Below are 26,713 nucleotides of genomic sequence, written 5' to 3'. Positions count from 1 at the left end.
GTTGGGCGCATGGCGGATTCCGAGATCCTGCACGTGGACGGCCCCGACGGCGCGCGGGAGGTCAAGCTGAGCAGCCCCGACAAGGTGCTGTGGCCGGGCGTCGAGGGGCAGGGCCCCCTCACGAAGCGCGATCTGGCCCACTATCTGATCTCGGTGGCCACGCCGTTCCTGCGCCTCAACGGCGACCGGCCCATGACGCTGCAGCGTTTCCCGGAGGGGATCGACGGGGAGGAGTTCTTCTCGAAGCGGCCGCCGCGGGGTGCGCCCCCCTATCTCCGGACGGTGACGTGCACGTACCCGTCACATCGGCGCCACGACCAGCTCGTGTTCGACGAGGCCGCCGCGCTCGCGTGGGCGGCCCAGATGGGGACCATCACGTTCCACCCGTGGCCGGTTCGCACGGCCAATCTGGACAACCCGGACGAGCTGCGCATCGACTTGGACCCCCAGCCCGGCCGGGCGTTCGGCGACGCCGTCGTCGCGGCCCAGGCCCTGAGGGAGGTCATGGCGGAGGCCGGGCTCATGGCCTATGCGAAGACGTCCGGCAACCGCGGCGTCCACGTCTACGCGCGCATCCGGCCCACGCACGAGTTCCAGGCCGTGCGGCACGGCGTCATCGGGATCGCACGCGAGCTCGAGCGCCGTATGCCGGACCTGGTCACGACGTCCTGGTGGAAGGAGGAGCGCGGCGAGCGGGTTTTCGTGGACTTCAACCAGGCCAACCGAGACCGCACGATCGCCGCCGCCTACTCCCCTCGGCCCCTGCCCCACGCGCCCGTCTCGACCCCGCTGACCTGGGACGAGCTGGCCGAGGCCGACCCGCGCGACCTCACCGTCCGCACGGTCCCCGCGCTCTTGGCCTCGCGGGACTGCCCGTGGTCGGACATCGACGGCACGGCTGGAGATGTGGGCGGCGCGCTCGCCCTGTGGGAGAAGGACCTCGAGCGCGGGCTCGGCGAGCTCAACTTCCCGCCCGACTACCCCAAGATGCCCGGCGAACCGCCGCGGGTCCCGCCGAGCAAGCGCAAGGCCGACAGGGCCGACGCGGAGTACATGGCCCCGAAGGCCGAGCGGGACGCCGAGTGGGGCACGGCCATCGCGCCGCCGTACGGACCGATGCTCGCAAAGCCCCTCAAGAAGCTGCCCGAGGGCGACTACCTGTACGAGCCCAAGTGGGACGGCTTCCGCTCGATCGTGTGGCGGTCCGGCGACCGGGTCGAGATCGGGTCCCGCAACTCACTTCCCATGACCCGCTATTTCCCGGAACTCGTCGAGGCCTTCGTGGCCAACCTTCCCGACCACTCGGTCATCGACGGCGAGATCATCCTCATCGATCCCGAATCCGGCGACCGGCTCAACTTCGACGCCCTCCAGCAGCGCATCCACCCGGCGGCCTCGCGGATCGCGAAGCTCGCCGCGGCCACCCCGGCGAGCTTCGTCGCCTTCGACCTGCTCGCGCTCGGACAGGTCAACTACGTCGAGCGTCCCTTCCGGGAACGGCGCGCGGCCCTCGAGGAGGCGCTCAAGGACGCCGCACCGCCGGTCTACCTGACGCAGGCGACCGGGGACCCCGCCGTCGCCCTCGAGTGGTTCAGCACGTTCGAGGGCGCTGGCTTGGACGGCGTCATCGCGAAGCCGCTCGGCGAGCCCTACGCCGAGGACAAGCGGGTCATGGCCAAGCTCAAGCACGAGCGGACCGCGGACTGCGTGCTCGCGGGGTACCGCCTGTACAAGGACGAACCCGACGCCATCGGGTCCCTGCTGCTCGGCCTCTATGACGGAGAAGGCCTGCTCCACTCCGTGGGGGTCATCGGTGCGTTCCCGATGGCCCGCCGCCGCGAGCTCTTCGCGGAGCTGCAGCCGCTCGTCACGACGTTCGACGGGCACCCGTGGGCCTGGGCGCAGCCCGCCGACGTGACACCGGACAACCGTGACCAGTCGATCCCCCGCACGCCGACGGCCGCGGCCCACTCCCGCTGGAACGCGAACAAGGATCTCTCCTTCGTGCCGCTTCGGCCGGAGCGCGTCGTCGAGGTGCGCTACGACCACATGGAAGGCGACCGATTCCGGCACACCGCGCAATGGGTCCGGTGGCGCGAGGACCGCCAGCCGTCGTCGTGCACCTATGACCAGCTCGAGGAACCGGTCAGCTACGACCTCTCCTCGGTCCTGGCCGGGGAGAGGCCCGCGTAGCCCTCGCGCCGGCAGCCGGTTCCCCGGCTGCGGGACTACCCGTTGGGCCGGTTCGGGAGGTACTGGATGGCCCAGCGGTTGCCGTCCGGATCGGCGAAGCTGACGAAGTGTCCCCAATCGAGGACCTCGACGTCGCTCACCTCGACGCCGCGGGACGCGAGCTCGTCGTGCGCCTTGTGGATGTCCGCCACGACAATCTGGAGCGCCGACGTGCCCGGCGGGACGGGCGCGAGGCCCTCACCGAACGCAATCGAGCACGCCGAGCCGGGCGGGGTGATCTGGACGAACCGCAGGTTCTCGTTGACGCGCTGGTCGTAGTCGAGGTGGAAGCCCACCTTGTTCACGTAGAAGTCGATCGAGCGGTCGACGTCGCTGACGGGGATGAAGGCGAGTTCCAGTTTCCAGTCCATGACCCCACGCTACGGGCGCACGACGGCGGGCGGAACCTCCCGCGGACGGGCTGCGGACAGTTCCGGTCCGCAGCGCCCGTCCGAAAGTTTTTCTCTGGGAGGAGTGACCTTTCCCGGAACCGGATCGGTTCAGGGTGTGTAGGTCGCCGCTGAGCGGCCTGTCCATCCGATCCCGATCCTCCAGGAGCTTCCATGTCTGTCCTCGCTGCCCTCGCCTCGAGCAAGATCGCGGTGAGCGCCGCCGCCCTCGGCGCCCTGACCGTCGGTGGTTTCGGCACCGCCGCCTACACGGGCTCGCTGCCCACCGATGCCCAGCAGGTGGCCCACCGGGTCATCGGGGCCCCAGCGCCGAAGCCCGTGCAGGATGCCCAGGACGCCGCTACGGCGGCCGCACAGCACGCCAAGGGCGAGGCGGCCAAGGACGCCGCCTCGGCCACGGACGCCGCTACGAAGGCCGCTTCGGACGCACGGGACGGCGCCCGGGGCGCCGTCCCGCAGGCCACGCCGGGCACCTCGGCCTCCGGCGCCGCGGACATCGACATCCCCGGCCTGTGCCACGCGAACGCCCAGGGCGCCCTCGACGCCGCGTCCGCCGGCTTCAAGTCCCTCGCGCTGGCCGCGAACGGCGAGGCCAACGTCGCGGCATTCTGCCAGGCCCGCGGCGCATCGGCTTCCGCCCAGGGCTCCGCAGGGGCCGATTCGGCACTGGACGCCGTGCCGGCCGCTCCGAGCCTGCCGTCGCTGCCCGCTGTCCCGGGCCAGAATGCCCTTTCGTCGGCCCCCACCGCCCCGTCCTCGGTTCCGGCCCTGCCGACGGCCGCGCCGTCCGTGCCGTCCGAGGTGACGAAGGCTGTCCGCCCGTAGCGTCGGGTAGGCTGGCTCACCGTGCCCGGGGGTCCCGCGAGCGCGGGACCCCCGGGCCACACCACCACGGCGCGCGTCCCGGACCGTCCCCGGGCCGCTGTGGCGCCGTTCGCCAACGAACAGGATGCACTGGTTGCAGACCACAGAGAACGCCGGATCCGTGATCGCCGCTGATGATCACGGAAGCCCGGCCGCGCTCTTCACGGCGGCGTACCGCGCATACTCTGGCCCCGTGCAGGGTTACCTCCGGGCGCGGGGCGTCGATGACCCCGACGCCGCAACGCATGATGTCTTCCTGACCCTGTACACGCGCATGGTCCCGTCCGGCCGGGAGGAGCCACCAAGGGTCACCGGTGGCCTCGAGGGCGCCAAGGCCCTCGCCTTCACGATCGCCCACGGCCGCGCCGTCGACCACCACCGCCGCCGGGCGAGGACTCCCTACCTCGTCCCGCACGAGGCCGAGACCGACCCGCGCCGCGCCCCTACGACTCCCGAAGATGCCGTGCTGGCGGGAAGCGGTGCCCTTGCACTCCTGGACGAGCTCCCCGAGGACTACCGGGAGGTCCTGCTGCTGCGCATCGTCGCAGACCTCTCGATCGAACAGACTGCCACGGTCATGGGGCGGACCGCGGGGGCGGTCAAGCAGCTCCAGCGCCGAGCCCTGAAGGAACTCCGAAACCACGTGTCCACGAAAGAACTGAGCACGCCATGACATCAGCACCAGATCCTGAAGACCTCGGCGTCGTCGACGAGCTCCTTGCTGGCATGGGAACCGAGGACGCGGAGCCGCTGAGACCTGTCCTCGCCGAGCTGCGATCTCTCGCCGTGGCCGGACCCGTGCTTCCCAACCGGCGCCTCGCCGCCCTCCTCGTGGACGATGCGGCCCCGACGGCGCCTCTGGCCGTCCTGCAGGGCACGCTCACCGCCGCGGCCCACGTTGGCCACACGGAGCAGCCCAGCACACCAGCGACCGCAGCGCTCCCCACGTCACAGGCCGCCGCGGACCTCCTCGCGAGCACCCGCGTGCTCCCGGCAGATGAGGCGCCGGACGCCGGGGTCGTGGCCCTCAACGCCGCCCGCCGCGGACGCGTCGCCCGGCAGGACTTCCCGGGGCAGCGGCCCCGCGGGCGCCGTCCGGTCGTGACGGCCATGGTCATCGCGCTCGCTGCGGGCGCCGCGACCGCGGCGGCGGCCGTCGCCCAGAGCGGGATCTTCCCGGGTCCGGACAGCGGCGTCACGAGGAATATGGGCCCCGCCACGGGCGAACCGCGCGAGGCTCCCTCCGAGGCGCCGGCCCAGCCCGACGGCTCCATCAGCCCACGGCTCGCCCCGGCCGAGCAGTCACCGCGGGGCCCGTCGCCCGCGAGCACCGCGGGCCCGACCTTGGGTCCGTCGTCAAACCCGCAGACATCGTCTCCCGCGCCCGCGGAAGGCGGCCCGGCGGTGCCTCTCCCCTCGTTGCCGATCCCGTCAGCGCGCCCTGCGGTTCCGACACCCGCCCCCACGGTCCCGGACATGCTGCCGCTGCCAAGGCCGACCGGCCTCCTCCCCGGCGGCCAGCTTCCGCTGCCCTAGCCGTCGGGTCGCCCGGCAACCGGGCGCGCTACTTGGCGAGCCCGTACAGCCGGTCGCCGGCGTCCCCGAGGCCCGGGACGATGTAGGCCTTCTCATTGAGCCGCTCATCGATCGAGGCGAGGACGATCTTGACGTTCGCGTCGCCGAGGCCCGCCTCGAGCCGCTTGAGCCCCTCGGGAGCGGCCAGCAGGCAAATGCACGTGACATCGCTCGCGCCGCGGCGGAACAGGAACGTGATGGCCTCGCTCAACGTCCCACCCGTGGCGAGCATGGGGTCGAGGACGAAGACCTGCCGGCCCGTGAGGTCCTCGGGGAGGCGCTCGGCATACGTGACGATGTCGAGGGTCTCCTCGTCGCGGGCCATGCCGAGGAAACCGACCTCGGCGGTCGGAACGAGCTTGACCATGCCCTCGAGCATCCCGAGCCCGGCGCGCAGGATGGGCACGACGAGGGGGGTCGGCTTCGTGAAGGCGGTGCCGGTCGTGACCGTCACAGGGGTCTCGATCGTGACCGGCTCGGTGCGCACCTCGCGGGTGGCCTCGTATGCCAGGAGCGTCACGAGCTCTTCGGTCAGCTGCCTGAAGACGGGGCTCGGGGTGTTCTTGTCCCGCAGGACGGTGAGCTTGTGCGCGACGAGCGGGTGGTCCACGACGAGAGTTCGCATGCCAGAGAAACTACCAGCCTCACCCCGGCGGCGCGCCACCGCTGGAGGAGGACGACGGCGGCGGGCCGGGGGCGCCGTCGTGCGCACCGGCGGCGGTGGGCGCCGCAGCACGTGAGAGCCGCACGAGGTGGAAGACCCGATGGGCGACGATCACGATCGTCAGCCACGCGAGCCCGAGGAACCAGGCGGCCACGACGTCCGTGAGCCAGTGGTGGCCGAGGAACACGCGCGAGAGGCCGATGGCGAACGCGTAGGCCGCGGCGACCGTGATCGTGGCCACGCGGGCCCACGTGTGGCGCACCTTGAGGCAGACGAGGTAGGCGATGATACCCGCGAGGACCGTGGCGTTGAGGGTGTGGCCGCTGGGGAACGAGGGCGTGTGCTCGTACGGCGGGACGGCCAGGGCCAGCGGCGGGCGGGCCCGGCCAGTGAGCTGCTTGCCGAAGAGGGTCACGAGGAGGGAGCCGACGGCGGCTGCGGGAATGAGGACGAGCGGGCGCCAGTGCCGCATCCAGAAGGTCAGCACCGCGGTCGCGACGCGGCGACGATCGGGGCGATCACCCCGCCGCCGACGTTCGTGAAAGCGGTCACCGCGCTGTCCAGCGCGGGCGTCCGCGCCGACACTGCCCAAGTGAGCACCGGCTGATCGAGCGAGGCGACGGCGTCGTGCTCGACCACCGACTCGTACACCTCACCGCCGGCCCACGAGAACCCCAGCACGAGTGCGGCGCCGACGGCCAGCAGGATCCACATCGACGCGTGCGGCCCCAGCCACCGTGCCAGGACCCCGATCAGCCGCTGGAGGACGCCTCCCTCGCGCACCAGTGCCCCTTTCCGGCCCACCGGCCGGCCGGACCCTTCAGAACAAGTCTCCCCCTGCGGCCGAACCTATCATTGGACCCATGCCAGCCCCCGGACCCCACGGACCGCTCGATCAGGAGCGCCTGCACGAGGACTGGATGCGGCTCGCCCTGCGCGAGGCGCGCGCGGCCGAGGCCACCGGGGACGTGCCGATCGGCGCTGTCGTGATCGGGTCGGGCGGGGAGGTGCTCGCCGTCGGGCGCAACGAGCGCGAGGCGCTCGGCGACCCGACGGCCCATGCCGAGGTCCAGGCGATCCGCGCCGCAGCTGGCGTCCTCGCGCGCGACGGCGCGGGCGACGGCTGGCGGCTGGCCGACTGCACGCTCGTGGTCACCTTGGAGCCGTGCGCGATGTGCGCCGGAGCGATCGTCCTCGCGCGGATCCCCCGCGTCGTGTTCGGCGCGTGGGACGAGAAGGCCGGCGCCGCGGGCAGCGTGTTCGACATCCTGCGAGAACGGCGGCTCAACCACTGGGTCGAGGTGTACCCGGGCGTGCTCGAGGACGAGTGCGGGTCCCTCCTGCGGGCGTTCTTCGCCCAACACCGCTGAGTCAGGGCTGCTCGCGGCGGGCCGCACGCCGGTAGCCGAGCGCCGTGACGACCGCCAGGACCACGGACCACCCGACGACGATGGCCCAGCTCCGCAGCGGGCTGAAGTCCGCGGTGACGCCGAGGAAGCCGAGCTCCTCCTTCGGCGCGAGCGAGGTCCAGACGAGCATGCCCAGATGGTGAGTGGGCATCCACGGCGCGATGTCGCCGAACACCTTCGGGAGCGCGGACAGCGGCATGAAGTATCCGGAGAGGAAGGAGAGCGGGAGGAACACGAGGTTGACGATCGTCGTGGCCGCACGCGTCCGCACCCAGTAGGCGATCGCGGTCCCGGTCGTCGCGAAAGCGATCGAGCCCGCGACGGCGGTGGCCGATGCGCCGGCCCACGGCCCGAGCTCGAACCGGATCCCGCCCACCAGGGCGACGGCGCTGATGAGCAGGACGATCGCCACGGAGAAGACGATGTTGAGCACGAGCTTGCCCACGAAGTACGCCATCATCGGCATCGGCGTCGCGAAGAGCCTGCGGAGCCAGCCCTTGGCGCGTTCCTGCGCGATGTCGCCGCCCATCGAGAAGAGCGACTGGCTCACCACCCCGTAGCAGGCGAACGAGCCGAAGAGAATCACGCCCACCCCCGTCCCCGAGGGCAGCTTCTGGCTCGACTGGGCGAGGCCGAACATCGAGAACAGGATGGCCGGCAGGACCACGACGCCGACGAGGTACTCGGGCGTCCGGAGCACCTTGACGACCTCGGCCCGGCTCTGGGCCCACAGCGCGCCGGCAAGGCCCCGACCGCGGCGGGCGGTCGGGCTCAGCCTGCGTTCGGGAAGGGCAGTCACGGAATCCCTCCGTCGTTGGTCTTCGGCCTGGCCGCGGGTGCGGTCAGGTGCAGGAAGGCGTCCTCGAGGCTCGCCTCGGTAACCGTCAGCTCCGCGACCTCCCAGCCTTGGGTGAACAGCTTCCGCAGGAGGGCTTCTGGGCTGTTGCACCGCACGACGGCGGCCCTCGCCGTCCCTGGTGAGGCGCCGGCGGGCGGCTGCTCGCCGGCGTCGAACTCCGCGTGGATGACGCCCTCGGTCGTGGTCAGCACATCGAGCGGGGCATCCGTGGTGAGGGCCACGCGCCGTCCGGCGACGAGGCGCTTGGCGGCCTCGGGCGTGCTGTCGAGGATGATGCGCCCGTTGTCGAGGAGGACGAGGCGCTGCGCGAACTCGTCGGCCTCCGCGAGGTTGTGGGTGGAGAACAGGATCGTCTTGCCGAGGCCTGCGAATCCGCGGACCTGCGCCCAGAACTCGCGCCGCGCGGCGACGTCGAGGGAGGCCGTCGGCTCGTCGAGGTACATCAGGTCGGGATCGCCCACGATGGCCATCGCGAAGGAGAGCCTCTGGCGCAGCCCACCCGAGAGCTCGCTGGTCTTCTTGCGGGCGTGGTCTGTGAGGTCGGCACGCCCGAGGGCCTCGGCGACGGGGATGCCGACCGGGTAGTAGCTCGAGACGAGGGTGACGATCTCCCGGACTGTGAGGCCGTCCGGCGCGTCGGTGTCCTGCAGCATCGCTCCCACGCGCGACTTGACTGCTCTCGAGGACGGCCCGGCGCCGAAGACCTCGACCGTGCCGGAGGTGGGGGTGCGCATGCCGAGCAGGAGCTCGATGAGCGTGGTCTTCCCCGCGCCATTCGGGCCGAGGACCGCCACGACCTCTCCCGGCGCCACCTCGAGGCGGACGCCGTCGAGGGCGAGTTTGTCACCGTATCGCTTGGTGAGTGATGAGATAGCGATGGCCGTCGGACCGGCCGCCCGGGGTTGCCCCATGGCCAGACCCTAGCAGGAGCCACCGACGGCCCAGTAGGGGCCCGGGGGCGGACGATGGAATGATGGGCGGGACACACTCCCGACCTCACACTTCCGGCCTCCGGAGCGTCTACACGGTGATGGACACGAAACAGCCCTTCGAAATGCTCGTCGAGCTCCACGGAGCCACGGTGCTACGGGTGTGCCGCGCCGTCGTAGGCCCGCTGGATGCCGACGACGTCTGGCAGGAGACCTTCATCTCCGCGCTGCGGGCGTACACCGAGCTCCCGGCGGATGCCAACGTCGAGGCGTGGCTCGTCCGGATCGCCCACCGACGGTCGCTGGACTCCGTTCGCGCCGCCGGCCGGCGCGCCGTGCCCATCGAGTCTGTGCCGGAGGGCGCCTCCCCGCTCGGGAACCCCGGCCCGCCCGGCGACGGGGTCTGGGCCCACGTGGCCCAGCTCCCGGACAAGCAGCGGCGGGTGATCGCCTACCGCTATCTGGGCGACCTCCCGTTCGGGGAGATCGCCGACATCGTCGGCGGGACCCCCGCCGCCGCGCGCCGCTCGGCCGCGGACGGGCTCAAGAAGCTCCGCACCCTCATCTCGGAAGACCAGCACGAAGGAAGCATCCATGAGCACCGCTGACCAGGTCGGGTCTCCGCAGGGCACCGGGCCCGTGGACCTCGTCTTCCCGCCCCACCTGACCGTGATCGAGCCGGGAGTGCTCGAACGGCTCCGGAGTTCCCTCGCCATCGAGGCGGGGCGGGAGGGCCTGCTCGACGTCGCCTACCGGGTGATCGACTCGCCTGTGGGCCGACTGCTGATCGCCGCTACAGAACGCGGGCTCGTCCGCGTGGCCTTCGAAAGGGAGGGCCACGAGACGGTGCTTCAGTCGCTGGCCGACAAGCTCAGCCCGCGCATCCTCGAGGCGCCCTCCCGTCTGGAGTCCGCCGCGAGGGAGATCGCAGAGTATTTCGAGGGGGTCCGCACAGAGTTCGACCTCCCGCTCGACCTGCGCCTGTCCTCCGGATTCCGCCGCACCGTCCTCGCACACCTGGGCGAGATCCCCTTCGGTGTCACGGAGAGCTACACGGAAGTCGCCAGGGCAGTCGGGAACCCGAAGGCCGTGCGCGCCGTCGGGACCGCCTGCGCCACGAACCCGCTGCCCGTCGTGGTGCCGTGCCACCGCGTCCTCCGGTCCGATGGCAGCCTCGGCGGGTACATCGGCGGGCTCGAGACCAAGACCGCGCTCCTCGCGCTCGAGGCGGCGGCGTGACAGCGGCCCTCTTCGGCGACGATCTCCTGGAGCGGCCGCGTCGGGCGCTCGCGCCGGGCGCGGTTCACGTGCCGGGGTGGCTGAGTGTGGCCCAGCAGGCCTGGATCGCTGCGCGCTTTCGCGAATGGTCCGCCGGGCCGGTCCCGCTCCGGGCGGCGAGCGTTCGTGGGCACGAGATGTCGGTGAAGACGGTGTGCCTCGGCTGGCACTGGCAGCCGTACCGTTACAGCCGCGAGGCCGCTGACGTGAACGGCGCCCGGGTGCTCCCGTTCCCCGAGTGGCTCGTGCGCGTGGGACGCCTCGCCCTCGCCGAGGCCTACGGGCCAGGCCGCGCGGCCTATGCCTACACGCCGGACACGGCTTTGGTGAACTACTACGACGGCGCGGCACGGATGGGCATGCACCAGGACAAAGACGAGGTCTCCCGGGAGCCCGTCGTGTCGCTCTCGATCGGCGACAGCTGCCTGTTCCGGTTCGGCAACACCGAGACCCGTGCCAAGCCGTACGAGGACCTCACGCTGGCCTCGGGAGACCTATTCGTGTTCGGCGGCCCGTCGCGGCTCGCGTTCCACGGCGTCATGAAGACCTATCCCGGGACCGCCCCCGACGGGTGCGGGATCGGATCCGGGAGGATCAACCTCACCCTCCGCGTCACCGGACTGGACTGAAAGGGGACACCCATGAGCGAGGCAGCACTCATCACGGGCGAGGACGGGCTCGCGAGGCCGTCCTGGGCCAGCGCGGATACCCTCATGCGCGAGTACTACGACACCGAGTGGGGCATGCCGGTGCGGGACGAGCATGGCCTCTACGAGCGCATCTCCCTCGAGGGGTTCCAGGCTGGGCTGTCCTGGGCCACGATCCTGCGCAAGCGGCCGGCATTCCGCGCGGCCTTCGCGGACTTCGACCCCGAGGCCGTGGCCCTGTTCACCGAGGAGGACGTCGAGCGGCTCATGCTGGACGCCGGGATCGTGCGCAACCGGGCCAAGATCAACGCGGCCATCACGAATGCCCGGGCGACGCTCGCCCTGCGGGAGGAGGGCGGCCTCGTGGAGTTCGTCTGGTCGTTCCAGCCGGCCGAGACGCCCGCACCCCTGACGTACTCGGAGATCCCCTCGTCCTCCCCGGAGTCGATTGCCCTGTCCAAGGCCCTGCGGAAAAAAGGGTTCGCGTTCGTCGGCCCGACCACGATGTACGCCCTCATGGAGGCCATCGGGATCATCGACACCCACCTCGTCGGCAGCCATCGGCGCGGAAGCTCGGGCGTGTGGACCTAGACGCGGTGGACGCAGACACGGTGGTCGCGCTCGGCAACACGGCGTCGAAGCCCGTCCGTCTCCGCGCGAACGGCGGCCTCGAGGCCGCCGCGATGCTCGCGAGCCTCGCGGCGCACTCGGTCCCCGGCGCCGAGCGCACCGACCTCGCCGCGGGGACGCACGAGCGCCTCATCCACACGGCGCACGGACCGGTCGCGGCGTCGATCCGGCTCGACCCCGCCGGGGCGGAGGCGACGTTGCACGGCCCCGCGGCCGGCGGGGACGAGGCCGTGACGGCCCTCCGCGTCTGGCTCGACCTCGACACGGGTGTCGCCGAGGTCCGGTCGGCGCTAGTCGGCGACCCCGTTCTGGCCCCGCTCCTCGAGGCACGTCCGGCGCTGCGTGTCATCGGCACCACCGACGCGTTCCAGACGGCCGTCACCACCGTGCTGGGCCAACAGGTCTCTCTCGCGGCCGGAAGGACTTTCGCGGGCCGGCTGGTCCAGGCGTACGGCACATCCGGTCCGCTGGGTCTGATGCGGTTCCCCGGCCCGGCGCCCCTTGCCGGGGCCGACCCCGAGGAGCTGCGGGCCGCCGTCGGGCTCACGGCCTCCCGGGCGAGGACCGTCCTTGCCGTGGCCCGCGCCTTCGCGGACCGCACGGGCGCGGCCGACCGCGGACGGCTCCCGCTCACCCGGGACGAGCTGCTGGCATTGCCGGGGGTCGGCCGGTGGACCGCCGACTACCTCGAGGTGCGCACGGGGCACCGTGATGCCTTTGCCCCCGGGGACCTCGTCCTGCGGCGATCGCTCGGCGGCATCACCGCCAAGGAAGCCGCAGTGCGGGCCGAAGGTTGGAGCCCCTACCGTGCCTACGCGCTCGTGCACCTGTGGACCGCGTCCGCCTACCTGTGAGGGGCCCAGTTTGGAGCTGGGCCTCCGTCCCGGTACAGTTGATGCCTGCTGGTGGTGTGTCCGAGCGGCCGAAGGTGCATCACTCGAAATGATGTTTGGGGCAACCCAACGGGGGTTCAAATCCCTCCACCACCGCCCAGCACGAAGGCCCGGAGTCCTCAGGATTCCGGGCCTTCGCCATGTCCGCCGGGGCGGTGCCGTCAGCCCAACAAGGTCTCGCCGATGAATCCGCGTTCCCAGCAGCCGGGCGGGACCGCGAACACGGCCGAGCCGACCGGCGTCGTCCACCGGTTCAGGAGGTCGAGCTCGTCCAGCCGCCGCTGGATCGGCACGAACTGGCGGTCGATATCCGCTTGATACGAGACGAAGATGAGCCCGGAATTCGAGATCTCGCCACCGGTGGGCTCGTCGTCGTAGTTGTACCCGCGGCGGAAGATCCGCTCCGCCGGGCTTCCGGGGGCCTCTCCTCGCGCTCGCCGGACGTGGGAGAATTCCGCGATCCGCGGGAACCCGAGCGGGGTAGTGGCGGCGAAGTCGGGCTGATCGTGCTCCTCGGTGCCAGTCAGGGGCGCGCCGTTCGAGAGCTTCCGGCCCACCGACGCCTCCTTCGCCACCGGATCGAGCTGGTCCCAGCCCTCGAGGTCCATGTGGATGCGCCGCGCCACAAGGCCCGTCCCCCCGGCAAGCCACCCCGTCCCCGCCCACACCACACGGTCGAACTCCTCGCTTCCGGGAACCGGGTTGGACGTGCCGTCGACCTGCCCGAACAGATTCCTCATGGTCGTCCCCGCAGCGGTGGACCCATGGGCCCACCGGAATCCGCGCTGCATCCAGCGCACTGCCGCAAATGAGCGGGCGTCCTTGAGGAGCATGCGGGTCGCATGGGCCACGGTGACCGGATCGTCTGCGGCAACCTGCAGCAGCAGGTCTCCATCGCTGAACTCAGGCCGGAGCCGGTCGACCGCGAAGGTGGGCAGCGGCCTGAGCCACTCGGGGGCGCTCCCTCCCGCGCGGGCCACGAACCCGGGGCCGAACCCGAACGTCACGGTCAGCCTCGCGGGAACCGAGGCGAGCTCGGGCTCCGTGTCCGCGAGGGCGGGGCTGCCGGCGGCGAGGCGGCCGGCGTCGTCGCTGAGGAGCCGCATCAGGCGGCGGAGGCCGTCCCGGTCCACGCCGTCGCGAAGATCCAGCGCCACAAGCCTCGAGTGGGCCTGGGCGGGGGTCGCGATGCCCGCCTGATGGTCGCCGTAGAACGGGATGGTCTGCGCACCATTCAGGACGGGATCGACCGCGGAGGCAGGCGCCGGAGCGTCCAACACCCGCGTCGCGCCGAGCGCCGCGGCGGCGCCGGCCCCGGCGGCAGCCCCTCCGATGAGGAACTGACGCCGGGTGTGCCGCGCGCGGTCAAGGTCCTGGCCGGCCCTCGTCATCAGTGGTCCATGCCCGTCGAGGACGCGGAAGCCGTCGCTCCCATGCCGCCGCCGGCGCTCGGGCTGCTGCCGGTGTAGGTCTCGTTCGCCCCCGTGAAGTCCTTGACACGGGCCGTGAATCCCACGGTGGAGTGGTCCGAGAAGGTGAGCGTGAGCTGGACGTCGTCGCCGGCACTGAGCGGTGCGGAGATGTCCATGAGCATGATGTGGTTCGCCCCGGGCGCTAGGGTGAGCGTGCCTCCGGCGGGGATAGTGAAGCCACCCTCTTTGGCGCGCATGGCCTGCTGGCCGCCCGCCGTGGTGGTGGTCTCGTGCAGTTCGGTCCGGCCCGCGGCCGCGGTCGTTGCCGAGACGAGCGTGATGTCCGCGCTGCCGTTGTTGGCAATCGTGCCGAAGGCCCCCGTCATGCCTTTGTCCGCCGCCTTGGCCCAGGCATCGGAGACGATCACCGAGGCAGCCGCCTGGGAGGCGGCGGGAACGGATGGTGCGCCCGCGCCAGCGCAGCCGGTCAGGGTCAGGGCGGCGGACGCGGCAAGTGCCGCGGTGGTGGCACGGAGGAGCGTACGGATGGTCATGGTGGTGTTTCCCTTCACAGGTCCCGGCGGCCGCGCGTCGGCGCGCTTCGCCGGCGCCGCCCACGGGTGCGCGAGCGGCGTCAGAGGTCTTGATGGCTCCTGAGCAGGCCTGATGGCGCGCGGGACAGGACCGTGCGGCGCAGTCAGACCGTGAAGGGGCGCGGCGGCCCACGCCGCTGGAGGGGGCAGCGCTGCGGCGCCGGGCGGAGCCGCGCCACCGGCCGTGCCGCTGCGGCGAGGCGGGGCCGATTGGCCGGAACCATCACCAGAAGGATGAGGACCAGCGCCGTGCGGGCCCATTCAGCAACGCGCGTGGCCAAGTCCTGCAGGCCGCACAGGAGCACCTCGCCGCGATGGAACGCCGCAATGGTCACCATCGCGGCGACCGCGTGCCAGATCCACATCGAGGGATCGGTGGGCACCATCCCGGGCATCGCACCGATCCCCGGCATGTCGGAGGCGGACATCTCCGCGGCCATGTGCGCGTGGTGGGCTGGCAGGGGCGAGGCCGCCGCCGGCGTCGTGCCCAGGACAAAGAGCGCGTGGAACAGGAGCTGGCTGGCACCGATTCCAAGCGAGAGGCGCCAGAGGGACAGCCGGCGCCCGCCGATCGCCGTGCACACGAACACCGAGAGGACCCACGGAACAGCCCATCCGACCGGACCGGGCACAGGGCCACCGCCGGCGAGGTGGGGCACCAACGCCCCGAGCGTCGCGACGGAGGCCGCGGCGAGCCCGCGGGCTGCGCGGTGGCGTCTCGGCGTCGGGACCATCCACCTATTATCTCCGAACGGAGAACATCCCGCACCGCCCTCCCGGCGGACGGGCATATGATGCAGGCCACATGGTGTGTAGAAGCACCCGTGCTGAGAGGAGCATCTCCATGGCTGTGAAGTGGCTCGACGAGCCGGAGGAGCACGACTACCCGGCTGCTGCCGCCTACCTCGCGCTGCTCGCCGGCCCGGACCAGGTCAAGGCGCTCGTCAAGGCGCTGCGCAAGGCTCCCGTCACGCATCAGAAGGCCAAGGACATCCTCCGGGCGTCCCGCCTGGCGCTGCTCGAGGAGACGAATGCCCACGTCCGCTCGGACCTCGTGAAGGTCCACAAGGGCGAGAGGCTCTCACCCATCCTGCTCGTGCGCGGAGACCTCGCCTCCGGCGCCGCGCTCCAGATCGCCGACGGATACCACCGCGTGTGCGCGAGCTATCACACCGACGAGAACACGGACATCCCGGTCAAGGTCGCCGACTTCCCCGTCACCGGCGTATGAGGCCGGGCCCGGGTGTCCTTCGTCGAACTCTCGCTCATCTGCGTCGTCGCGCTCGTGGGGCCGGCACTGGCCGCACGGAAGTCCTGGCACCTCCCGCTCGTCCTGGGCGAGCTGGTCGCGGGGGTCCTCGTGGGCAAGTCCCTGCTGGGCTGGGTCAACGCCGACAATGAGACGTTCACGTTCCTCGCCGACATCGGCTTCGCCCTGATGATGTTCGTCGCGGGAACGCACGTGCCGATGCGGGACCGCACCATCCGCGGCGCGATCGGCAAGGGCGCGCTCCGCGTCGTGGTCGCCGCGGTGGTGGCCACTGCGCTCGGGGTTGCCGTGGCCATGCTGTTCGGCTCCGAGAATGCGCCGCTGTACGTGGTGCTCATGGCTTCGTCGTCAGCAGCGCTGGTCCTGCCGATTGTGGATTCGCTCAAGCTGACCGGCAGGAGCGTCCTCGAGCTCACCGCCCAGGTGGCGCTGGCTGACGTCGCCGCAATCGTTGCCCTGCCCCTAGCGATCGACCCCGCCAACGCCGGCCCCAAGGCCGTGGGCGCGCTCGCCGTGGCGGCGTGCGCCCTCGTGGTCTGGTGGGTGCTTCGCTACTTCGAGACGAACGGCGGGCGGCAGAGGCTGCATCATGTCTCAGAGGAGCGGAAGTTCGCCCTCGAGCTGCGCATCCAGCTCACGATCCTCTTCGCCCTCGCAGGCCTGGCCGTCTTCACTCACGTCTCGATCATGCTCGCGGGGTTCGCGTTCGGCCTCGCCGTCTCCGCGGTCGGGGAGCCGCGCCGCCTCGCCCGGCAGCTGTTCGCCCTCAACGACGGCTTCCTCGGCCCGGTCTTCTTCGTATGGCTCGGGGCATCGATCGACCTGAGACAGCTCGGCGGCCACCCGCAGATGATCGTCCTCGGCCTCCTGTTGGGCGTCGGCGCCGTCGTCGCGCATGGCGCCAATCGGCTCACGGGGCTGCCCCTGCCATTCGCGGTCGGCTCCGCTGCGCAGCTCGGCGTGCCGGTCGCGGCGGCGACCATCGGCCGAACCCTCGGCGTGTTCGCCCAGGGGGAGGATGCCGCGCTCCTCCTCGGCGCGCTGGTCACCATCGGGAGCACGACGGCGGCCGCCTCTTGGGCGGCCAAGCGGGCCGCAGCGGCGGATACACCTCAGGCTCCGCCCCCTCCGGCACCCCCTCCGCCCGCGCCGAACCCCGTCTAAGAGTCACCTCCTGAGAGTCACCACCCGCGGGTCACCTCCTGAAGGTCAGCACCCGCGGGTCACCACCCTCGGAAACCCACACGACCGGGCTGGACACCACCGCACTGCGCGCCCACACTGGCCGCATGCGAGCCAAGATCAGCACCCCGCACCGGCCGCACCGGCACGAGCCGCTCCGTCCCGGACCCGAGCAGGCAGCCCCGCCGGCACCCGAGCAGTACCCGCCGCGCGCCCCGACCACCGGCCCCGTCACCGACGAGGAACTCGAACTCGGCCGCCGCAACCATTCGGCACCGCTCGAGGCACTGCAGTGGCCGCTCACCCCGCCCGGCCTGCACTACACCGTGGTCCACTTCGACATCCCGGACGTCCAGCCCGAGACCTGGCGCCTGCGCGTCCACGGCGCCGTCGAGCATCCGCTGGAGCTGACCCTCAGCGACCTGCAGCGGCGCCCGCGCCGCACAGCGACCGTCACCCTCGAGTGCGCGGGCAACGGCCGCGGCCGCCTCGACCCACGCCCTCAGAGCGTCCCGTGGGACACGGGCGCGTTCGGCACGGCGGAATGGACGGGCACGCCCCTGGCACCGATCCTCGAGGAAGCCGGTCTGGCCCCGGAGGCGGTCGAGCTGGTCTTCACCGGGGCCGACCGCGGCGTCCAGGGCGGCCTCGAGCAGGACTACGCGCGCTCGCTCCCGGTCGCCGTGGCCCTCGAGGGGGACCTGATCCTCGCGTACGAGATGGCCGGGGCGCCGCTCCCGCCGCAGCATGGCTACCCGCTGCGCCTGCTCGTACCAGGCTGGTACGGCATGGCCAGCGTCAAGTGGCTCACCGCGATCGACGCCGTCACGGAACCCGCGCACCTGTTCCAGAACGAGGGCACCTACCGCTACTCGCAGTCCGCGGAGGATCCCGGCGAGCCCGTCACGCGCCAGCGCGTGCGCTCGCTGCTGATCCCGCCGGGCATCCCCGACTTCTTCACCCGGCGCCGAACCGTGGATGCCGGTCCCACGATGCTCCGAGGCCGCGCCTGGTCCGGCACCGGGCCGGTGAGGCGGGTAGAGGTCGGGATCGACGGCCACTGGATGGAGGCCCACGTCGAGCCGCCGCCCGGCCCGCACGCGTGGCAGGAGTTCAGCGCCGCGTGGGTCGCGGACCCGGGCCCGCACACGCTCGCGTGCCGCGCCACCGACTCGGCCGGGAACATCCAGCCCCTCGCGCAGGACTGGACGTACCAGGGCATGGGCAACAATGCCGTCCAGGAGGTCGCCGTCGAGGTCCGCCGCTCGCCATAGCCCCCGCTCTGCGCCCGGTATAGGCTGGCCACCAGATCACAGGGGACCGAAAGATCGCTGGGAGGTGGGCATGCGCCGTCATGGCACGGGCTCCCTCCAGCTTTCTGTGCGCACGACGGCGCTCGGCGGCTCGATCACGGCCCTCGCCGCCGGGGCACACGCCTGGGCCGGCGCCGACCTGCCGCATCCACTCATCCTCACCGCCCTCGTCGCGGTGACGGTGCTCGCGTCGACGGCGATCGGGCGGCTGCCCCTGCGGCTCCCGGCCCTCATGGCCGTCCTGGCCGCCGGGCAGCTGGCGCTGCACGAGGCGTTCGTGGCGCTTGCCCCGGGGGGCGAGGCATCGCCGTCGTCCGCTGCCGCGCTCGGCCGGGGGTGGCACCAGCACAGCGCGGGGACGCACTCTCCGCCCTCGGCTCGCTCAGCTCCCTCGGCGGCGGGGCCCCCGCGGCCACCCACGACCACACCTCCCCGCTCATGCTCGCGCTGCACGCCGCCGCAACGGTCGCGTGCGCCGTCGTGATCCGCCGCGCGGAGCACGCGCTCGGCCTGCTCGCCACGTGGCTGCGGCCGCTGACCCGCCTGCCGGAACCGGCCGCCGTCCTGCCTCCCGCGGCGGCCCTGCCGGTCGCCCCGCGCGCCGTCCGTCGCGTCCTGCCGTGGCGCCAGCTCGCCCCGCCGCCCCTGCGCGGCCCGCCCGCAGCACCCGCCTTCGCCTGACAAAGCGCCACCGGACACTCCGGCGGCGCCCTCTTCGATACCCCGGCGCGCTCAGGATGCGCGCCGCGAAAGGCCATGCTGTGAACACCCTGACCACCCGTATCCGCCGCGCCTCGCGCGTCCTCGCACCCGCCGCCCTGGCGGGCGGCCTCGTGCTCGCCGCCGCCGGTGCGGCCTCCGCCCATGTGGGCATCACCCCGTCCTCGACCGACGCCGGCGCGTCGTCGCTGCTGACCATCGCGGTCCCGCACGGCTGCGGGGACAGCCCCACCACGAAGGTCGCGATCTCCCTGCCCGCCGAACTCGTGGACGCGCAGCCGACCGTCAACGCGAACTGGACCGTCGAGAAGGTGACCCAGAAACTCGACTCGCCGCAGAAGCTCGCGGATGGCTCGAGCGTGACGCAGCGGACCTCGCAGGTCGTGTACACGGCGAAGACCCCGCTGGACTCTCACCTGCGCGACACGTTCGTGCTGAGCGTCAAGCTCCCTGCGGACGCGGCGGGCAAGACCCTGTACTTCCCGACGCTCCAGACGTGCGAGCAGGGCTCGACCGACTGGAAGGAGATCCCCGCGGAGGGCGCGGGCCACGACTCCGTGAAGTCCCCCGCGCCTTCTGTCACCGTGACCGCGGCGAAGGCCGCGAGCACCGACCACTCCGGCCACGCCTCCGCGGACACGGCGGACCCGGCGTCCGCGACCACGCCCACCGCGGCCGAGGGCGGAGCCGCGGCCGGGTGGGCGGGCCTCGGGGCGGGGCTCGCGGGGCTCGTGCTCGGCGGGATCGCCCTGTTCCGGACGCGCGCCCGCAAGGCCTGAACCACTGGCCGGGCCGTGCTGTGATCCGCGCGGCCCGGCCGCTTGGCCCAAGCGTCACCACACCGTGGTCGTGTCGTGTCTTGACGCCCCATGTGACTGGAGTGAATGGTGGGACTATGAACCGCTTCCAGCGTGCCCTGGTCCTCGTCTCGCCGCTCCTCCTCGCGGGAGGGCTCGCCGGCTGTGGCGGCGGGACGGCGACGCCCGGGGCGTCCGCGTCGTCGAGCTCGCCCAGCTCGACCGCCAGTTCCACGACTGCCAGTTCCTCGGCCCCGAGTCCCTCGGCGACCACCGGGGCGAGCACGCCGCCGGCCGGAAGCCAGCCGCCGCCCGCGACCACGCCCGCCGCGGGGAGCCCCGCGCGCTGCCTCTCGACGCAGCTCGAGGGCAGCATCCAGCCCGGTGCCGGCGGCGCGGCAGGAACCGTGTACCAGAAGATCGCGCTGAAGAACGTCTCCCAGACGCCGTGCCTGCTCGAGGGCTTCGCCGGCGTCTCGCTCACGAATGGCCCGCAGGGCGACCCGATCGGAGCGCCGGCGGACCGGGACACCTCTGCGGCCGTCGTGCCGATCGTGCTGCAGCCGGGGCAGAGCGGTGCCGCGGACTTCGGCCTGCATCAGGCCCACAATTACCAGGGCTGCACGGTCGTCGAGGCGGCCGGTTATCGCGTGTACCCGCCGGAGGACTACGGCTCGCTGTTCATTCCGGCTCAGGCGACGGCCTGCAGCAACCCGGATATCCACTTGCTGACGCTGCGCGCTTTCCAACCGTTCTCGTGAGCGCCGTAGCAATTCGCAATTAAGATGAGGACGGCCGGAGTGCGCATGCACTCCGGCCGTCCCTGCCAGCAGCATTGGATGCGACTCGACGCAGAGGACTGCGGAATCTTCTCTGCTGGCGGACCCTCCGGGCTCCCGGGGCTTGACGCCCGGGGCTATCTCAGAGGGCGCCCTTGCGGCGGCGCGGAAGGAACTGGTCCTCCGCGGCCTTCGCCTTCTTCTCGGCGCGCTTGGCCTTGATGGACTTTCCCTGTTTGAGGCTCTTCGAATTTCGCGGTGACTTTCCCGACATTTCAGCTCCCTCTGGAAGAAATCGAAAACTGGAATACCTGTGTCCACGACCATACCCGAGAAAAAAATAAAAGCCAGTCGACCTCCGGTGCCGGCGCGCGCCCAGAACTGTCGGTGGCGTGGAGGATGATGGTGCCGTGACTCGGGAAGGGGCGGGGCGAGCACCCGCAGGAGACGCAGGCGTAGCGGTGATGGACCGCTTCGGCACTGCCACGCGCGAGTGGTTCCTCGGTGCCTTCCGCGAGCCCACCCCCGCGCAGGCCGGCGCGTGGGAGGCCATCGCCTCGGGCCGGCACGCGCTGGTGGTCGCCCCGACCGGCTCGGGCAAGACGCTCGCGGCGTTCCTCTGGTCCCTGGACCGGCTCTTGACGCTCTCGCCCATGGCGCACGACGCCGGCACCACGCCTCCCGCCGCGGGCCCGCCTCCCGCGGCGGCTCCCCCACTCCCGGGGCTCGAGGCGGCCGGTGAGGGGACGGCGCGGGGAGGGCGGCGCCGTCGTGCGCCCAAGAACCACACCAAGGTCCTGTACATCTCCCCGCTCAAGGCGCTCGGCGTGGACGTCGAGCGGAACCTGCGCGCGCCGCTCATCGGCATCTCGCAGACCGCACGGAGGCTAGGCCTGCCCGCACCCGAGGTGAGCGTGGGGGTGCGCAGCGGCGACACATCGGCATCGGACCGACGGGCGCTGCTGTCCAGCCCTCCGGACATCCTCATCACCACGCCCGAGTCGCTGTACCTCATGCTCACGTCGCAGGCGAGGGAGACGCTCACGCGGGTCGAGACGGTGATCGTGGACGAGGTCCACGCCGTGGCAGGGACCAAGCGCGGCGCACATCTGGCCGTCACGCTCGAGCGGCTCGACGCGATCCTGCCCAGGCCTGCACAGCGGATCGGGCTGTCCGCGACGGTCGAGCCGAAGGAGCTCGTGGCCCAATTTCTCGCCGGGCAGGCGCCGTGCGAGATCGTCGCGCCCCCCGCGGCGAAGACGTGGGAGCTCACGGTGACCGTTCCCGTCGAGGACATGAGCGACCTGCAGGGTGCTGCGGCCGCGCATGACATGGGGCCGGCGTCGGGCCTGCAGCCGCAGGCATCGATCTGGCCGCACGTCGAGGAGAAGATCGTGGACCTGATCCTCGCGAACCGCTCGACGATCGTATTCTCCAACTCGCGTCGCCTCGCGGAGCGGCTGACGGGCCGCCTCAACGAGATCTACGCCGAGCGCATGCAGCCGAGCGTATGGGACGAACCGGCGATCGAGAACCGGGAGGACACAGGGCGCGGGCTCACGAGGGCCGGCATGGCGGTGTCCGCGGTGGCCGAGCGAAGTCGAAACCAGGCCCGCACTCCTGCGGAGATGATGGCGCAGGCGGGCCAGACATCCGGCGCGGACCCGGTCTTGGCCCGGGCGCACCACGGGTCCGTGTCCAAAGAGCAGCGCGCCCAGATCGAGGACGACCTCAAGTCCGGGCGGCTGCGCTGCGTCGTGGCGACGAGCAGCCTCGAACTCGGGATCGACATGGGGCTAGTGGACCTCGTGATCCAGGTGGAGTCGCCGCCGTCAGTCGCGTCGGGGCTCCAGCGTGTGGGCCGCGCGGGGCACCAGGTCGGCGAGGTCTCCCAAGGTGTGCTGTTCCCCAAGCACCGCGCAGACCTTGTCCACACCGCGATCACCGTGGAGCGGATGCTCGCGGGCCAGATCGAGGCTCTCCGCATCCCCGCAAACCCGCTGGATATCCTCGCGCAGCAGACCGTCGCGGCCACGGCCCTCGGCCCGGTCGACGTCGAGGAATGGTTCGATGTGGTGCGCCGGTCCGCGCCGTTCGCGACCCTTCCCCGCTCGGCGTTCGACGCGACCCTCGACCTGCTCTCCGGCAAGTACCCGTCCGACGAGTTCGCCGAGCTGCGCCCGCGGATCGTGTGGGACCGCACCGAGGGGACCATCGAGGGCCGCCCCGGGGCGCAGCGCCTCGCCGTCACCTCCGGCGGGACCATCCCGGACCGTGGGCTGTTCGGCGTGTACATCGTCGGCACGGAGGCGGAGGGATCGGCCCGCGAGGCAGCCCGCGGCGGCCGCCGCGTGGGCGAGCTCGACGAGGAGATGGTCTACGAGTCCCGCGTGGGGGACATCTTCGCGCTCGGGGCCACGAGCTGGAAGATCGAGGACATCACCCACGACCGCGTCCTCGTCTCCCCGCGTTCGGGCAGCCCGGCAAGCTGCCTTTCTGGAAGGGCGACGGCCTGGGCCGGCCCATCGAGCTCGGCCGCGCGCTCGGCGCCTTCCAGCGCGAGGTCTCGGGCGCGGACCGAGGACGGGCGACGGCGCGCGTCGAGGCCGCGGGGCTGGACGCCTTCGCGGCCGGGAACCTCCTGCAGTACCTCGACGAGCAGAAGCAGGCCACCTCGGTCGTGCCCAGCGACAAGACCCTCGTGGTGGAACGGTTCCAGGACGAGCTGGGCGACTGGCGCGTGGTCCTCCACTCCCCCTTCGGAATGCCGGTGCACGCGCCGTGGGCGCTCGCCGTCGGGCGCCGGCTCAGCGAGCGGTACGGCCTCGACGGCTCCGCGATGGCCGCCGACGACGGGATCGTGTTGCGCGTGCCCATGATGGAGGACGAGCCGCCCGGCGCCGACCTGTTCGTGTTCGAACCCGAAGAGCTCGACGGGATCGTCACCGAGGAGGTCGGCGGGTCTGCCCTGTTCGCGGCCCGGTTCCGCGAGTGCGCCGCCCGCGCGCTCCTGCTCCCGCGCCCCAACCCCGGCAAGCGCCAGCCCCTGTGGCAGCAGCGCCAGCGCGCGTCCCAGCTGCTCGACGTCGCCAAGAAGTACCCGCAGTTCCCCATCATCCTCGAGGCTGTGCGCGAGTGCCTCCAGGACGTCTACGACCTCCCGGCCCTCCGCGACGTCGCCGCCGCCGTCCAGCGCCGCGAGCTGCGGCTCGTCGAGACCACCACGCAGCAGCCGTCCCCGTTCGCGCGGTCTCTGCTGTTCGGCTACGTGGCCCAGTTCCTCTACGAGGGCGACTCGCCCCTCGCCGAGCGCCGCGCTGCCGCCCTCTCCCTCGACTCGACACTCCTCAACGAGCTCCTCGGCCGCGCCGAGCTCAGCGAGCTCCTCGACCCCAAGGTCATCGAGCAGACCGAACGCGAGCTGCAGCGGCTCGCGGAGGACCGGAAGCTCAAGGGCCTCGAGGGCGCCGCCGACCTCCTGCGGCTGCTGGGCCCGTTGTCGCTCGAGGAGGTCGCTGAGCGGCTCCAGGTCTCCGGGGATGAGGGGGCCGCCCGTCCTGACCACCCCGCCGAGGCCTCTGGTTACCTTCAAGGACTCGTTGCCGCTCGGCGGGCCCTCTTGGTGAATGTTGGGGGTGTGGAGCGGTATGCCGCTGTTGAGGATGCCTCACGGTTGAGGGATGCGCTGGGGGTTCCTCTGCCCATTGGGGTGCCTCTTGCGTTCATCGAGCCCGTCGCCGATCCGCTCGGGGACCTTGTGGGTCGGTACGCGCGCACCCATGGGCCATTTGCCGCCGGGGAGGCGGCTGCCCGGCTGGGGCTCGGCGTCGCCGTCGTGCATACAACGCTCAAACGGCTCGCCGCGGACGGACGCGTCATCGAGGGGTCGTTCCGGCCGCGCGCGGGCGATTCGGTGGGGTCGCCCGCCGAGGAATGGTGCGACGCCGAGGTGCTGCGGAAGATCCGCCGCCGCTCGCTCGCAGCCCTGCGGGCAGACGTCGAGCCCGTGGACCAGCCCGCGTTCGCGCGGTTCCTCGCCGCGTGGCAGCACATCGGCGCGGCGCGGGGTGGGCCCGCCGGCGCACCGCGCGGCACGCTCAAGGGGCACGACGGCGTGCTCACCGTCATCGACCAGCTCGCCGGTGTGCCCATCCCCGCGAGCGCGTGGGAGCCGCTCGTGCTGCGTTCCCGCGTGTCCGACTACGCCCCGCCGCTCCTGGACGAGCTCATGGCCAGCGGCGAGGTCCTCTGGACCGGGGCAGGGTCGATCCCCGGCAACGACGGCTGGATCAGCCTGCATGTCGCCGAATCGGCCGCGCTGACCCTCAGCCCAGACCCCGAGTTCGAGCCCGACGCCGCGCAGCAGCGCATCCTCGACTTCCTCGCCGGGGGCGGCGGCTACTTCTTCCGGCAGCTCTCGGAGGCAGGTGGCGGGATGGACTCCGTGCTCTCCGACGAGGCTGCGCTCGCCGCACTGTGGGGCCTCGTCTGGGCTGGGCGCCTCACCGGCGACACATTCGCCCCGGTCCGCGCGATGCTCGATGCCGGCCACACCGCCCACCGGCAGCCGTCCCGGACGCCACGGGTCCGCTCCTACGGATACGGGCGGCCGGTACGCGCCGGGCGGCTGGGCGGGCTCGGTGGACTGAGTGCGCGGAGCCTCGACCCTCCCGCCGCCCCGACCCCGCCGATGGCCGCGGGCCGCTGGTCCGCTGTGCCGCGCGCCGACCTCGACACGACCGTCAAGATGCATGCCCTGGCCCAGCTGCTCATGGACCGCTACGGCGTCCTGACCCGCGGCTCGGTCATGGCGGAGAACGTCCCCGGCGGCTTCGGCCTGCTGTACAAGGTGCTCGCGCGGCTCGAGGAGTCCGGGACGTGCCGCCGCGGCTACTTCGTGGACCGCCTCGGGGCGGCACAGTTCGCCGTCCCCGCGACCGTGGACCGGCTCCGGACGTTCTCGCGCGACGACGCGCTCGCCCCCGAGACCGCCGGCCCCGACGCGGCTCCCCCGCGTGACGCCCTGGCCCTCGCCGCGACCGACCCCGCCAACCCCTACGGCGCCGCCCTCGCCTGGCCGGACGTCCCCGGTGCGGCGACGGGGCACCGCCCGGGCCGGAAGGCGGGCGCGCTCATCGTGACGGTCGACGGCGCCCTCGCGCTCTACGTGGAGCGCGGCGGGAAGACGCTGCTCGCCTTCACCGAGGACGAGGCGGTGCTGGGGCCGGCCGCGGAGGCGCTCGTCGGCGTCGTGCGGGCGGGCGCCGTGGACAAGCTCGCGATGGAGAAGGTCAACGGGCACGACCTCCTCGACACGCCACTCGCCCGGGCCCTGACCGGGGCCGGAGCGTACTCGACCCCGCGCGGCGTGCGGATCAGAGCGTGATGACCGGTGCCTGAGGGCGACAACGTCTACCAGGCCGCGCAGAAGATGCACGCGGCCCTCGCCGGCAAGCGCCTCGCAGCGAGCGACTTCCGGGTGCCCGCCTTCGCGACCCTGGACCTTGTGGGCTGGACAGTGCTCGAGGTCGTCTCGCGCGGCAAGCACCTCCTGCACCGCCTCGCTCCGCCGGACGACACGGCCGCGCACGACGGCGCCGGGCGGCTGAGCATCCACTCGCACCTGTCGATGGAGGGTTCATGGCAGGTCTATCCGCCGGGCCAACGGTGGCGGAAGCCCGCGCACACGGCCCGCGCGGTCCTTACCGCCGAGGACGGCGTGAGCGCTGTCGGCTTCTCCCTCGGAATGCTCGAGGTGATCCCGACCGCCGAGGAGGGCGGCGCCGTCGGCCATCTGGGCCCTGACCTGCTCGGCCCCGACTGGGACGCCGCCCGCGCGGAGGCGAACCTGCGCGCACAACCGGGGCGCGCCGTCGGACTCGCGCTCCTCGACCAACGGAACCTCGCCGGGATCGGGAACATCTACCGCTGCGAGGTGTGCTTCCTCGGGCGGGTCCACCCGGCCACCCCCGTGGCGCGCGTCCCGGATCTCGCGGGCATGGTCGCCGCGGCCAAGCGGCTGCTCGAGGCCAACAAGGCGCGCCCGCGCAACACGGTCGGCGGGTTCGGGCCGAGGAACTCGACCTGGGTGTACGGGCGCGCCGGGCAGGCGTGCCTGCGCTGCCGGACGCGGATCGAACACGGCACCCTCGCCGAGCCCACACCGGGCACGGGAGCGCTCCTCGGCGAGACGCGCGAGCGCGACATCTGGTTCTGCCCCAGCTGCCAGCCGCTCCCCTGAACCGTGCCGCCGCCCG

At 72.1% G+C, this 26,713-nt stretch carries 28 protein-coding genes, 1 tRNA gene and 1 pseudogene; 20 read left to right on the top strand and 10 right to left on the bottom strand.

Annotated features, from left to right (window positions below; genetic code table 11):
* The first annotated feature begins 9 nt into the window (after positions 1–9).
* Entirely contained in the window at positions 10–2,193 is a 2,184-nt protein-coding gene (locus SCMU_RS21120) for an ATP-dependent DNA ligase (RefSeq protein WP_443020207.1), read from the top strand.
* 35 nt (positions 2,194–2,228) lie between these two features.
* Here SCMU_RS21120 and SCMU_RS03380 read toward each other — a convergent pair whose 3' ends face one another.
* Positions 2,229–2,603 carry a glyoxalase superfamily protein gene (locus SCMU_RS03380; protein WP_229231599.1) on the bottom strand — a complete coding sequence of 125 codons (375 nt, stop codon included), beginning with the start codon at positions 2,601–2,603 and terminating at the stop codon, positions 2,229–2,231.
* A gap of 192 nt (positions 2,604–2,795) precedes the next feature.
* On the opposite strand from SCMU_RS03380, the gene SCMU_RS03375 reads away from it, so the two are divergent.
* The 3 genes from SCMU_RS03375 (at position 2,796) to SCMU_RS03365 (ending at position 5,042) form a co-directional block, all read left to right on the top strand.
* Positions 2,796–3,467, top strand: coding sequence for a hypothetical protein (locus tag SCMU_RS03375; protein ID WP_229231598.1), 672 nt, complete (start codon positions 2,796–2,798; stop codon positions 3,465–3,467).
* Between the two features lie 133 nt (positions 3,468–3,600).
* Positions 3,601–4,179 carry an RNA polymerase sigma factor gene (locus SCMU_RS03370; RefSeq protein WP_229231597.1) on the top strand — a complete coding sequence of 193 codons (579 nt, stop codon included), beginning with the start codon at positions 3,601–3,603 and terminating at the stop codon, positions 4,177–4,179.
* On the top strand, positions 4,176–5,042 hold the full coding sequence (locus SCMU_RS03365) for a hypothetical protein (RefSeq protein WP_229231596.1): 867 nt from the start codon (positions 4,176–4,178) through the stop codon (positions 5,040–5,042). The genes SCMU_RS03370 and SCMU_RS03365 overlap by 4 nt, the downstream gene beginning before the upstream one ends.
* Positions 5,043–5,070: 28 nt before the next feature.
* On the opposite strand, the gene upp is transcribed toward SCMU_RS03365, so the two are convergent.
* From upp to SCMU_RS03350, 3 genes are read right to left on the bottom strand one after another with little or no spacing between them, the layout of a single operon-like run.
* A complete protein-coding gene (upp, locus tag SCMU_RS03360) occupies positions 5,071–5,706 on the bottom strand; it encodes a uracil phosphoribosyltransferase (RefSeq protein WP_229231595.1) in 636 nt (211 codons plus the stop codon).
* Positions 5,707–5,725: 19 nt separating this feature from the next.
* Positions 5,726–6,217 carry a phosphatase PAP2 family protein gene (locus SCMU_RS03355; protein ID WP_229231593.1) on the bottom strand — a complete coding sequence of 164 codons (492 nt, stop codon included), beginning with the start codon at positions 6,215–6,217 and terminating at the stop codon, positions 5,726–5,728.
* 8 nt (positions 6,218–6,225) lie between these two features.
* The gene (locus SCMU_RS03350; protein WP_229231592.1) at positions 6,226–6,528 is read right to left on the bottom strand and encodes a hypothetical protein; all 303 of its coding nucleotides are present in this window, start codon (positions 6,526–6,528) and stop codon (positions 6,226–6,228) included.
* An 80-nt stretch (positions 6,529–6,608) separates the two neighbouring features.
* Here SCMU_RS03350 and tadA point away from each other — a divergent pair, with 80 nt between their 5' ends.
* Complete coding sequence (gene tadA, locus SCMU_RS03345) at positions 6,609–7,115, top strand: tRNA adenosine(34) deaminase TadA (RefSeq protein ID WP_274602920.1); 507 nt, start codon at positions 6,609–6,611, stop codon at positions 7,113–7,115.
* A gap of 1 nt (position 7,116) precedes the next feature.
* On the opposite strand, the gene SCMU_RS03340 is transcribed toward tadA, so the two are convergent.
* Together SCMU_RS03340 and SCMU_RS03335 are read right to left on the bottom strand one after the other, a co-directional pair.
* Positions 7,117–7,953, bottom strand: a complete 837-nt coding sequence (locus tag SCMU_RS03340; RefSeq protein ID WP_229231591.1) for an ABC transporter permease — start codon at positions 7,951–7,953, stop codon at positions 7,117–7,119.
* Complete coding sequence (locus SCMU_RS03335; RefSeq protein WP_229231589.1) at positions 7,950–8,924, bottom strand: ABC transporter ATP-binding protein; 975 nt, start codon at positions 8,922–8,924, stop codon at positions 7,950–7,952. The genes SCMU_RS03340 and SCMU_RS03335 overlap by 4 nt, the downstream gene beginning before the upstream one ends.
* A gap of 119 nt (positions 8,925–9,043) precedes the next feature.
* On the opposite strand from SCMU_RS03335, the gene SCMU_RS03330 reads away from it, so the two are divergent.
* The 6 genes from SCMU_RS03330 (at position 9,044) to SCMU_RS03305 (ending at position 12,486) form a co-directional block, all read left to right on the top strand.
* Complete coding sequence (locus tag SCMU_RS03330) at positions 9,044–9,550, top strand: RNA polymerase sigma factor (protein ID WP_371829629.1); 507 nt, start codon at positions 9,044–9,046, stop codon at positions 9,548–9,550.
* A complete protein-coding gene (locus SCMU_RS03325; protein ID WP_229231588.1) occupies positions 9,537–10,181 on the top strand; it encodes a methylated-DNA--[protein]-cysteine S-methyltransferase in 645 nt (214 codons plus the stop codon). Before SCMU_RS03330 ends, SCMU_RS03325 begins: the two co-directional genes overlap by 14 nt.
* Positions 10,178–10,849, top strand: a complete 672-nt coding sequence (locus tag SCMU_RS03320; protein WP_229231587.1) for an alpha-ketoglutarate-dependent dioxygenase AlkB family protein — start codon at positions 10,178–10,180, stop codon at positions 10,847–10,849. The genes SCMU_RS03325 and SCMU_RS03320 overlap by 4 nt, the downstream gene beginning before the upstream one ends.
* 12 nt (positions 10,850–10,861) lie before the next feature.
* Complete coding sequence (locus SCMU_RS03315; RefSeq protein WP_229231586.1) at positions 10,862–11,458, top strand: DNA-3-methyladenine glycosylase I; 597 nt, start codon at positions 10,862–10,864, stop codon at positions 11,456–11,458.
* Between the two features lie 5 nt (positions 11,459–11,463).
* Positions 11,464–12,351 (top strand): DNA-3-methyladenine glycosylase family protein, encoded by an 888-nt coding sequence (locus tag SCMU_RS03310; protein ID WP_274602919.1) that lies wholly within the window; start codon positions 11,464–11,466, stop codon positions 12,349–12,351.
* 50 nt (positions 12,352–12,401) lie between these two features.
* Positions 12,402–12,486: transfer RNA gene (locus tag SCMU_RS03305), tRNA-Ser, on the top strand.
* A 65-nt stretch (positions 12,487–12,551) separates the two neighbouring features.
* On the opposite strand, the gene SCMU_RS03300 is transcribed toward SCMU_RS03305, so the two are convergent.
* The 3 genes from SCMU_RS03300 to SCMU_RS03290 all read right to left on the bottom strand — a co-directional run bounded on the left by SCMU_RS03300 (position 12,552) and on the right by SCMU_RS03290 (position 15,129).
* Positions 12,552–13,781: a Dyp-type peroxidase gene (locus tag SCMU_RS03300; protein ID WP_229231585.1), complete on the bottom strand. Its 1,230-nt coding sequence runs from the start codon at positions 13,779–13,781 to the stop codon at positions 12,552–12,554.
* Entirely contained in the window at positions 13,781–14,356 is a 576-nt protein-coding gene (locus SCMU_RS03295) for a copper chaperone PCu(A)C (RefSeq protein WP_229231584.1), read from the bottom strand. The genes SCMU_RS03300 and SCMU_RS03295 overlap by 1 nt, the downstream gene beginning before the upstream one ends.
* A 143-nt stretch (positions 14,357–14,499) precedes the next feature.
* Positions 14,500–15,129, bottom strand: a complete 630-nt coding sequence (locus SCMU_RS03290; protein ID WP_229231583.1) for a hypothetical protein — start codon at positions 15,127–15,129, stop codon at positions 14,500–14,502.
* 110 nt (positions 15,130–15,239) lie between these two features.
* On the opposite strand from SCMU_RS03290, the gene SCMU_RS03285 reads away from it, so the two are divergent.
* The 7 genes from SCMU_RS03285 (at position 15,240) to SCMU_RS03255 (ending at position 20,438) form a co-directional block, all read left to right on the top strand.
* Positions 15,240–15,626 carry a hypothetical protein gene (locus tag SCMU_RS03285; protein ID WP_229231582.1) on the top strand — a complete coding sequence of 129 codons (387 nt, stop codon included), beginning with the start codon at positions 15,240–15,242 and terminating at the stop codon, positions 15,624–15,626.
* A 12-nt stretch (positions 15,627–15,638) separates the two neighbouring features.
* Entirely contained in the window at positions 15,639–16,829 is a 1,191-nt protein-coding gene (locus SCMU_RS03280; protein ID WP_229231581.1) for a cation:proton antiporter, read from the top strand.
* Between the two features lie 125 nt (positions 16,830–16,954).
* Positions 16,955–18,121: a sulfite oxidase gene (locus tag SCMU_RS03275; RefSeq protein WP_229231579.1), complete on the top strand. Its 1,167-nt coding sequence runs from the start codon at positions 16,955–16,957 to the stop codon at positions 18,119–18,121.
* 70 nt (positions 18,122–18,191) lie between these two features.
* The gene (locus tag SCMU_RS03270; RefSeq protein WP_229231578.1) at positions 18,192–18,644 is read left to right on the top strand and encodes a hypothetical protein; all 453 of its coding nucleotides are present in this window, start codon (positions 18,192–18,194) and stop codon (positions 18,642–18,644) included.
* On the top strand, positions 18,599–18,841 hold the full coding sequence (locus tag SCMU_RS03265; RefSeq protein WP_229231577.1) for a hypothetical protein: 243 nt from the start codon (positions 18,599–18,601) through the stop codon (positions 18,839–18,841). The genes SCMU_RS03270 and SCMU_RS03265 overlap by 46 nt, the downstream gene beginning before the upstream one ends.
* An 80-nt stretch (positions 18,842–18,921) precedes the next feature.
* Positions 18,922–19,659 (top strand): YcnI family copper-binding membrane protein, encoded by a 738-nt coding sequence (locus tag SCMU_RS03260; RefSeq protein WP_229231576.1) that lies wholly within the window; start codon positions 18,922–18,924, stop codon positions 19,657–19,659.
* 116 nt (positions 19,660–19,775) lie between these two features.
* Positions 19,776–20,438 carry a DUF4232 domain-containing protein gene (locus tag SCMU_RS03255; protein ID WP_229231575.1) on the top strand — a complete coding sequence of 221 codons (663 nt, stop codon included), beginning with the start codon at positions 19,776–19,778 and terminating at the stop codon, positions 20,436–20,438.
* Between the two features lie 160 nt (positions 20,439–20,598).
* Here SCMU_RS03255 and SCMU_RS20680 read toward each other — a convergent pair whose 3' ends face one another.
* On the bottom strand, positions 20,599–20,730 hold the full coding sequence (locus tag SCMU_RS20680) for a hypothetical protein (protein WP_274602918.1): 132 nt from the start codon (positions 20,728–20,730) through the stop codon (positions 20,599–20,601).
* Positions 20,731–20,920: 190 nt separating this feature from the next.
* Here SCMU_RS20680 and SCMU_RS03250 point away from each other — a divergent pair.
* Together SCMU_RS03250 and SCMU_RS03245 are read left to right on the top strand one after the other, a co-directional pair.
* Positions 20,921–25,842, top strand: a pseudogene (locus SCMU_RS03250) (ATP-dependent helicase).
* A gap of 6 nt (positions 25,843–25,848) precedes the next feature.
* On the top strand, positions 25,849–26,697 hold the full coding sequence (locus SCMU_RS03245; RefSeq protein WP_229231574.1) for a DNA-formamidopyrimidine glycosylase family protein: 849 nt from the start codon (positions 25,849–25,851) through the stop codon (positions 26,695–26,697).
* The last annotated feature ends 16 nt before the right edge of the window (positions 26,698–26,713 follow it).

Source organism: Sinomonas cyclohexanicum, assembly GCF_020886775.1.
GTDB lineage: Bacteria > Actinomycetota > Actinomycetes > Actinomycetales > Micrococcaceae > Sinomonas > Sinomonas cyclohexanicum.
Note: the sequence above shows the minus strand (reverse complement) of the source record. Positions and strands in the feature narration are given on the sequence as shown.

Coding starts and splice junctions, on each gene's coding strand:
- SCMU_RS03270 (WP_229231578.1), top strand. CDS start 18,192: ATGCGCCGTCATGGCACGGGCTCCCTCCAGCTTTCTGTGCGCACGACG.
- SCMU_RS03330 (WP_371829629.1), top strand. CDS start 9,044: ATGGACACGAAACAGCCCTTCGAAATGCTCGTCGAGCTCCACGGAGCC.
- SCMU_RS03290 (WP_229231583.1), bottom strand. CDS start 15,129: ATGGTCCCGACGCCGAGACGCCACCGCGCAGCCCGCGGGCTCGCCGCG.
- SCMU_RS03380 (WP_229231599.1), bottom strand. CDS start 2,603: ATGGACTGGAAACTGGAACTCGCCTTCATCCCCGTCAGCGACGTCGAC.
- upp (WP_229231595.1), bottom strand. CDS start 5,706: ATGCGAACTCTCGTCGTGGACCACCCGCTCGTCGCGCACAAGCTCACC.
- SCMU_RS20680 (WP_274602918.1), bottom strand. CDS start 20,730: ATGTCGGGAAAGTCACCGCGAAATTCGAAGAGCCTCAAACAGGGAAAG.
- SCMU_RS03265 (WP_229231577.1), top strand. CDS start 18,599: ATGCTCGCGCTGCACGCCGCCGCAACGGTCGCGTGCGCCGTCGTGATC.
- SCMU_RS03335 (WP_229231589.1), bottom strand. CDS start 8,924: ATGGGGCAACCCCGGGCGGCCGGTCCGACGGCCATCGCTATCTCATCA.
- SCMU_RS03295 (WP_229231584.1), bottom strand. CDS start 14,356: ATGACCATCCGTACGCTCCTCCGTGCCACCACCGCGGCACTTGCCGCG.
- SCMU_RS03275 (WP_229231579.1), top strand. CDS start 16,955: ATGCGAGCCAAGATCAGCACCCCGCACCGGCCGCACCGGCACGAGCCG.
- SCMU_RS03355 (WP_229231593.1), bottom strand. CDS start 6,217: ATGCGGCACTGGCGCCCGCTCGTCCTCATTCCCGCAGCCGCCGTCGGC.
- tadA (WP_274602920.1), top strand. CDS start 6,609: ATGCCAGCCCCCGGACCCCACGGACCGCTCGATCAGGAGCGCCTGCAC.
- SCMU_RS03285 (WP_229231582.1), top strand. CDS start 15,240: ATGGCTGTGAAGTGGCTCGACGAGCCGGAGGAGCACGACTACCCGGCT.
- SCMU_RS21120 (WP_443020207.1), top strand. CDS start 10: ATGGCGGATTCCGAGATCCTGCACGTGGACGGCCCCGACGGCGCGCGG.
- SCMU_RS03315 (WP_229231586.1), top strand. CDS start 10,862: ATGAGCGAGGCAGCACTCATCACGGGCGAGGACGGGCTCGCGAGGCCG.
- SCMU_RS03255 (WP_229231575.1), top strand. CDS start 19,776: ATGAACCGCTTCCAGCGTGCCCTGGTCCTCGTCTCGCCGCTCCTCCTC.
- SCMU_RS03325 (WP_229231588.1), top strand. CDS start 9,537: ATGAGCACCGCTGACCAGGTCGGGTCTCCGCAGGGCACCGGGCCCGTG.
- SCMU_RS03365 (WP_229231596.1), top strand. CDS start 4,176: ATGACATCAGCACCAGATCCTGAAGACCTCGGCGTCGTCGACGAGCTC.
- SCMU_RS03375 (WP_229231598.1), top strand. CDS start 2,796: ATGTCTGTCCTCGCTGCCCTCGCCTCGAGCAAGATCGCGGTGAGCGCC.
- SCMU_RS03300 (WP_229231585.1), bottom strand. CDS start 13,781: ATGACGAGGGCCGGCCAGGACCTTGACCGCGCGCGGCACACCCGGCGT.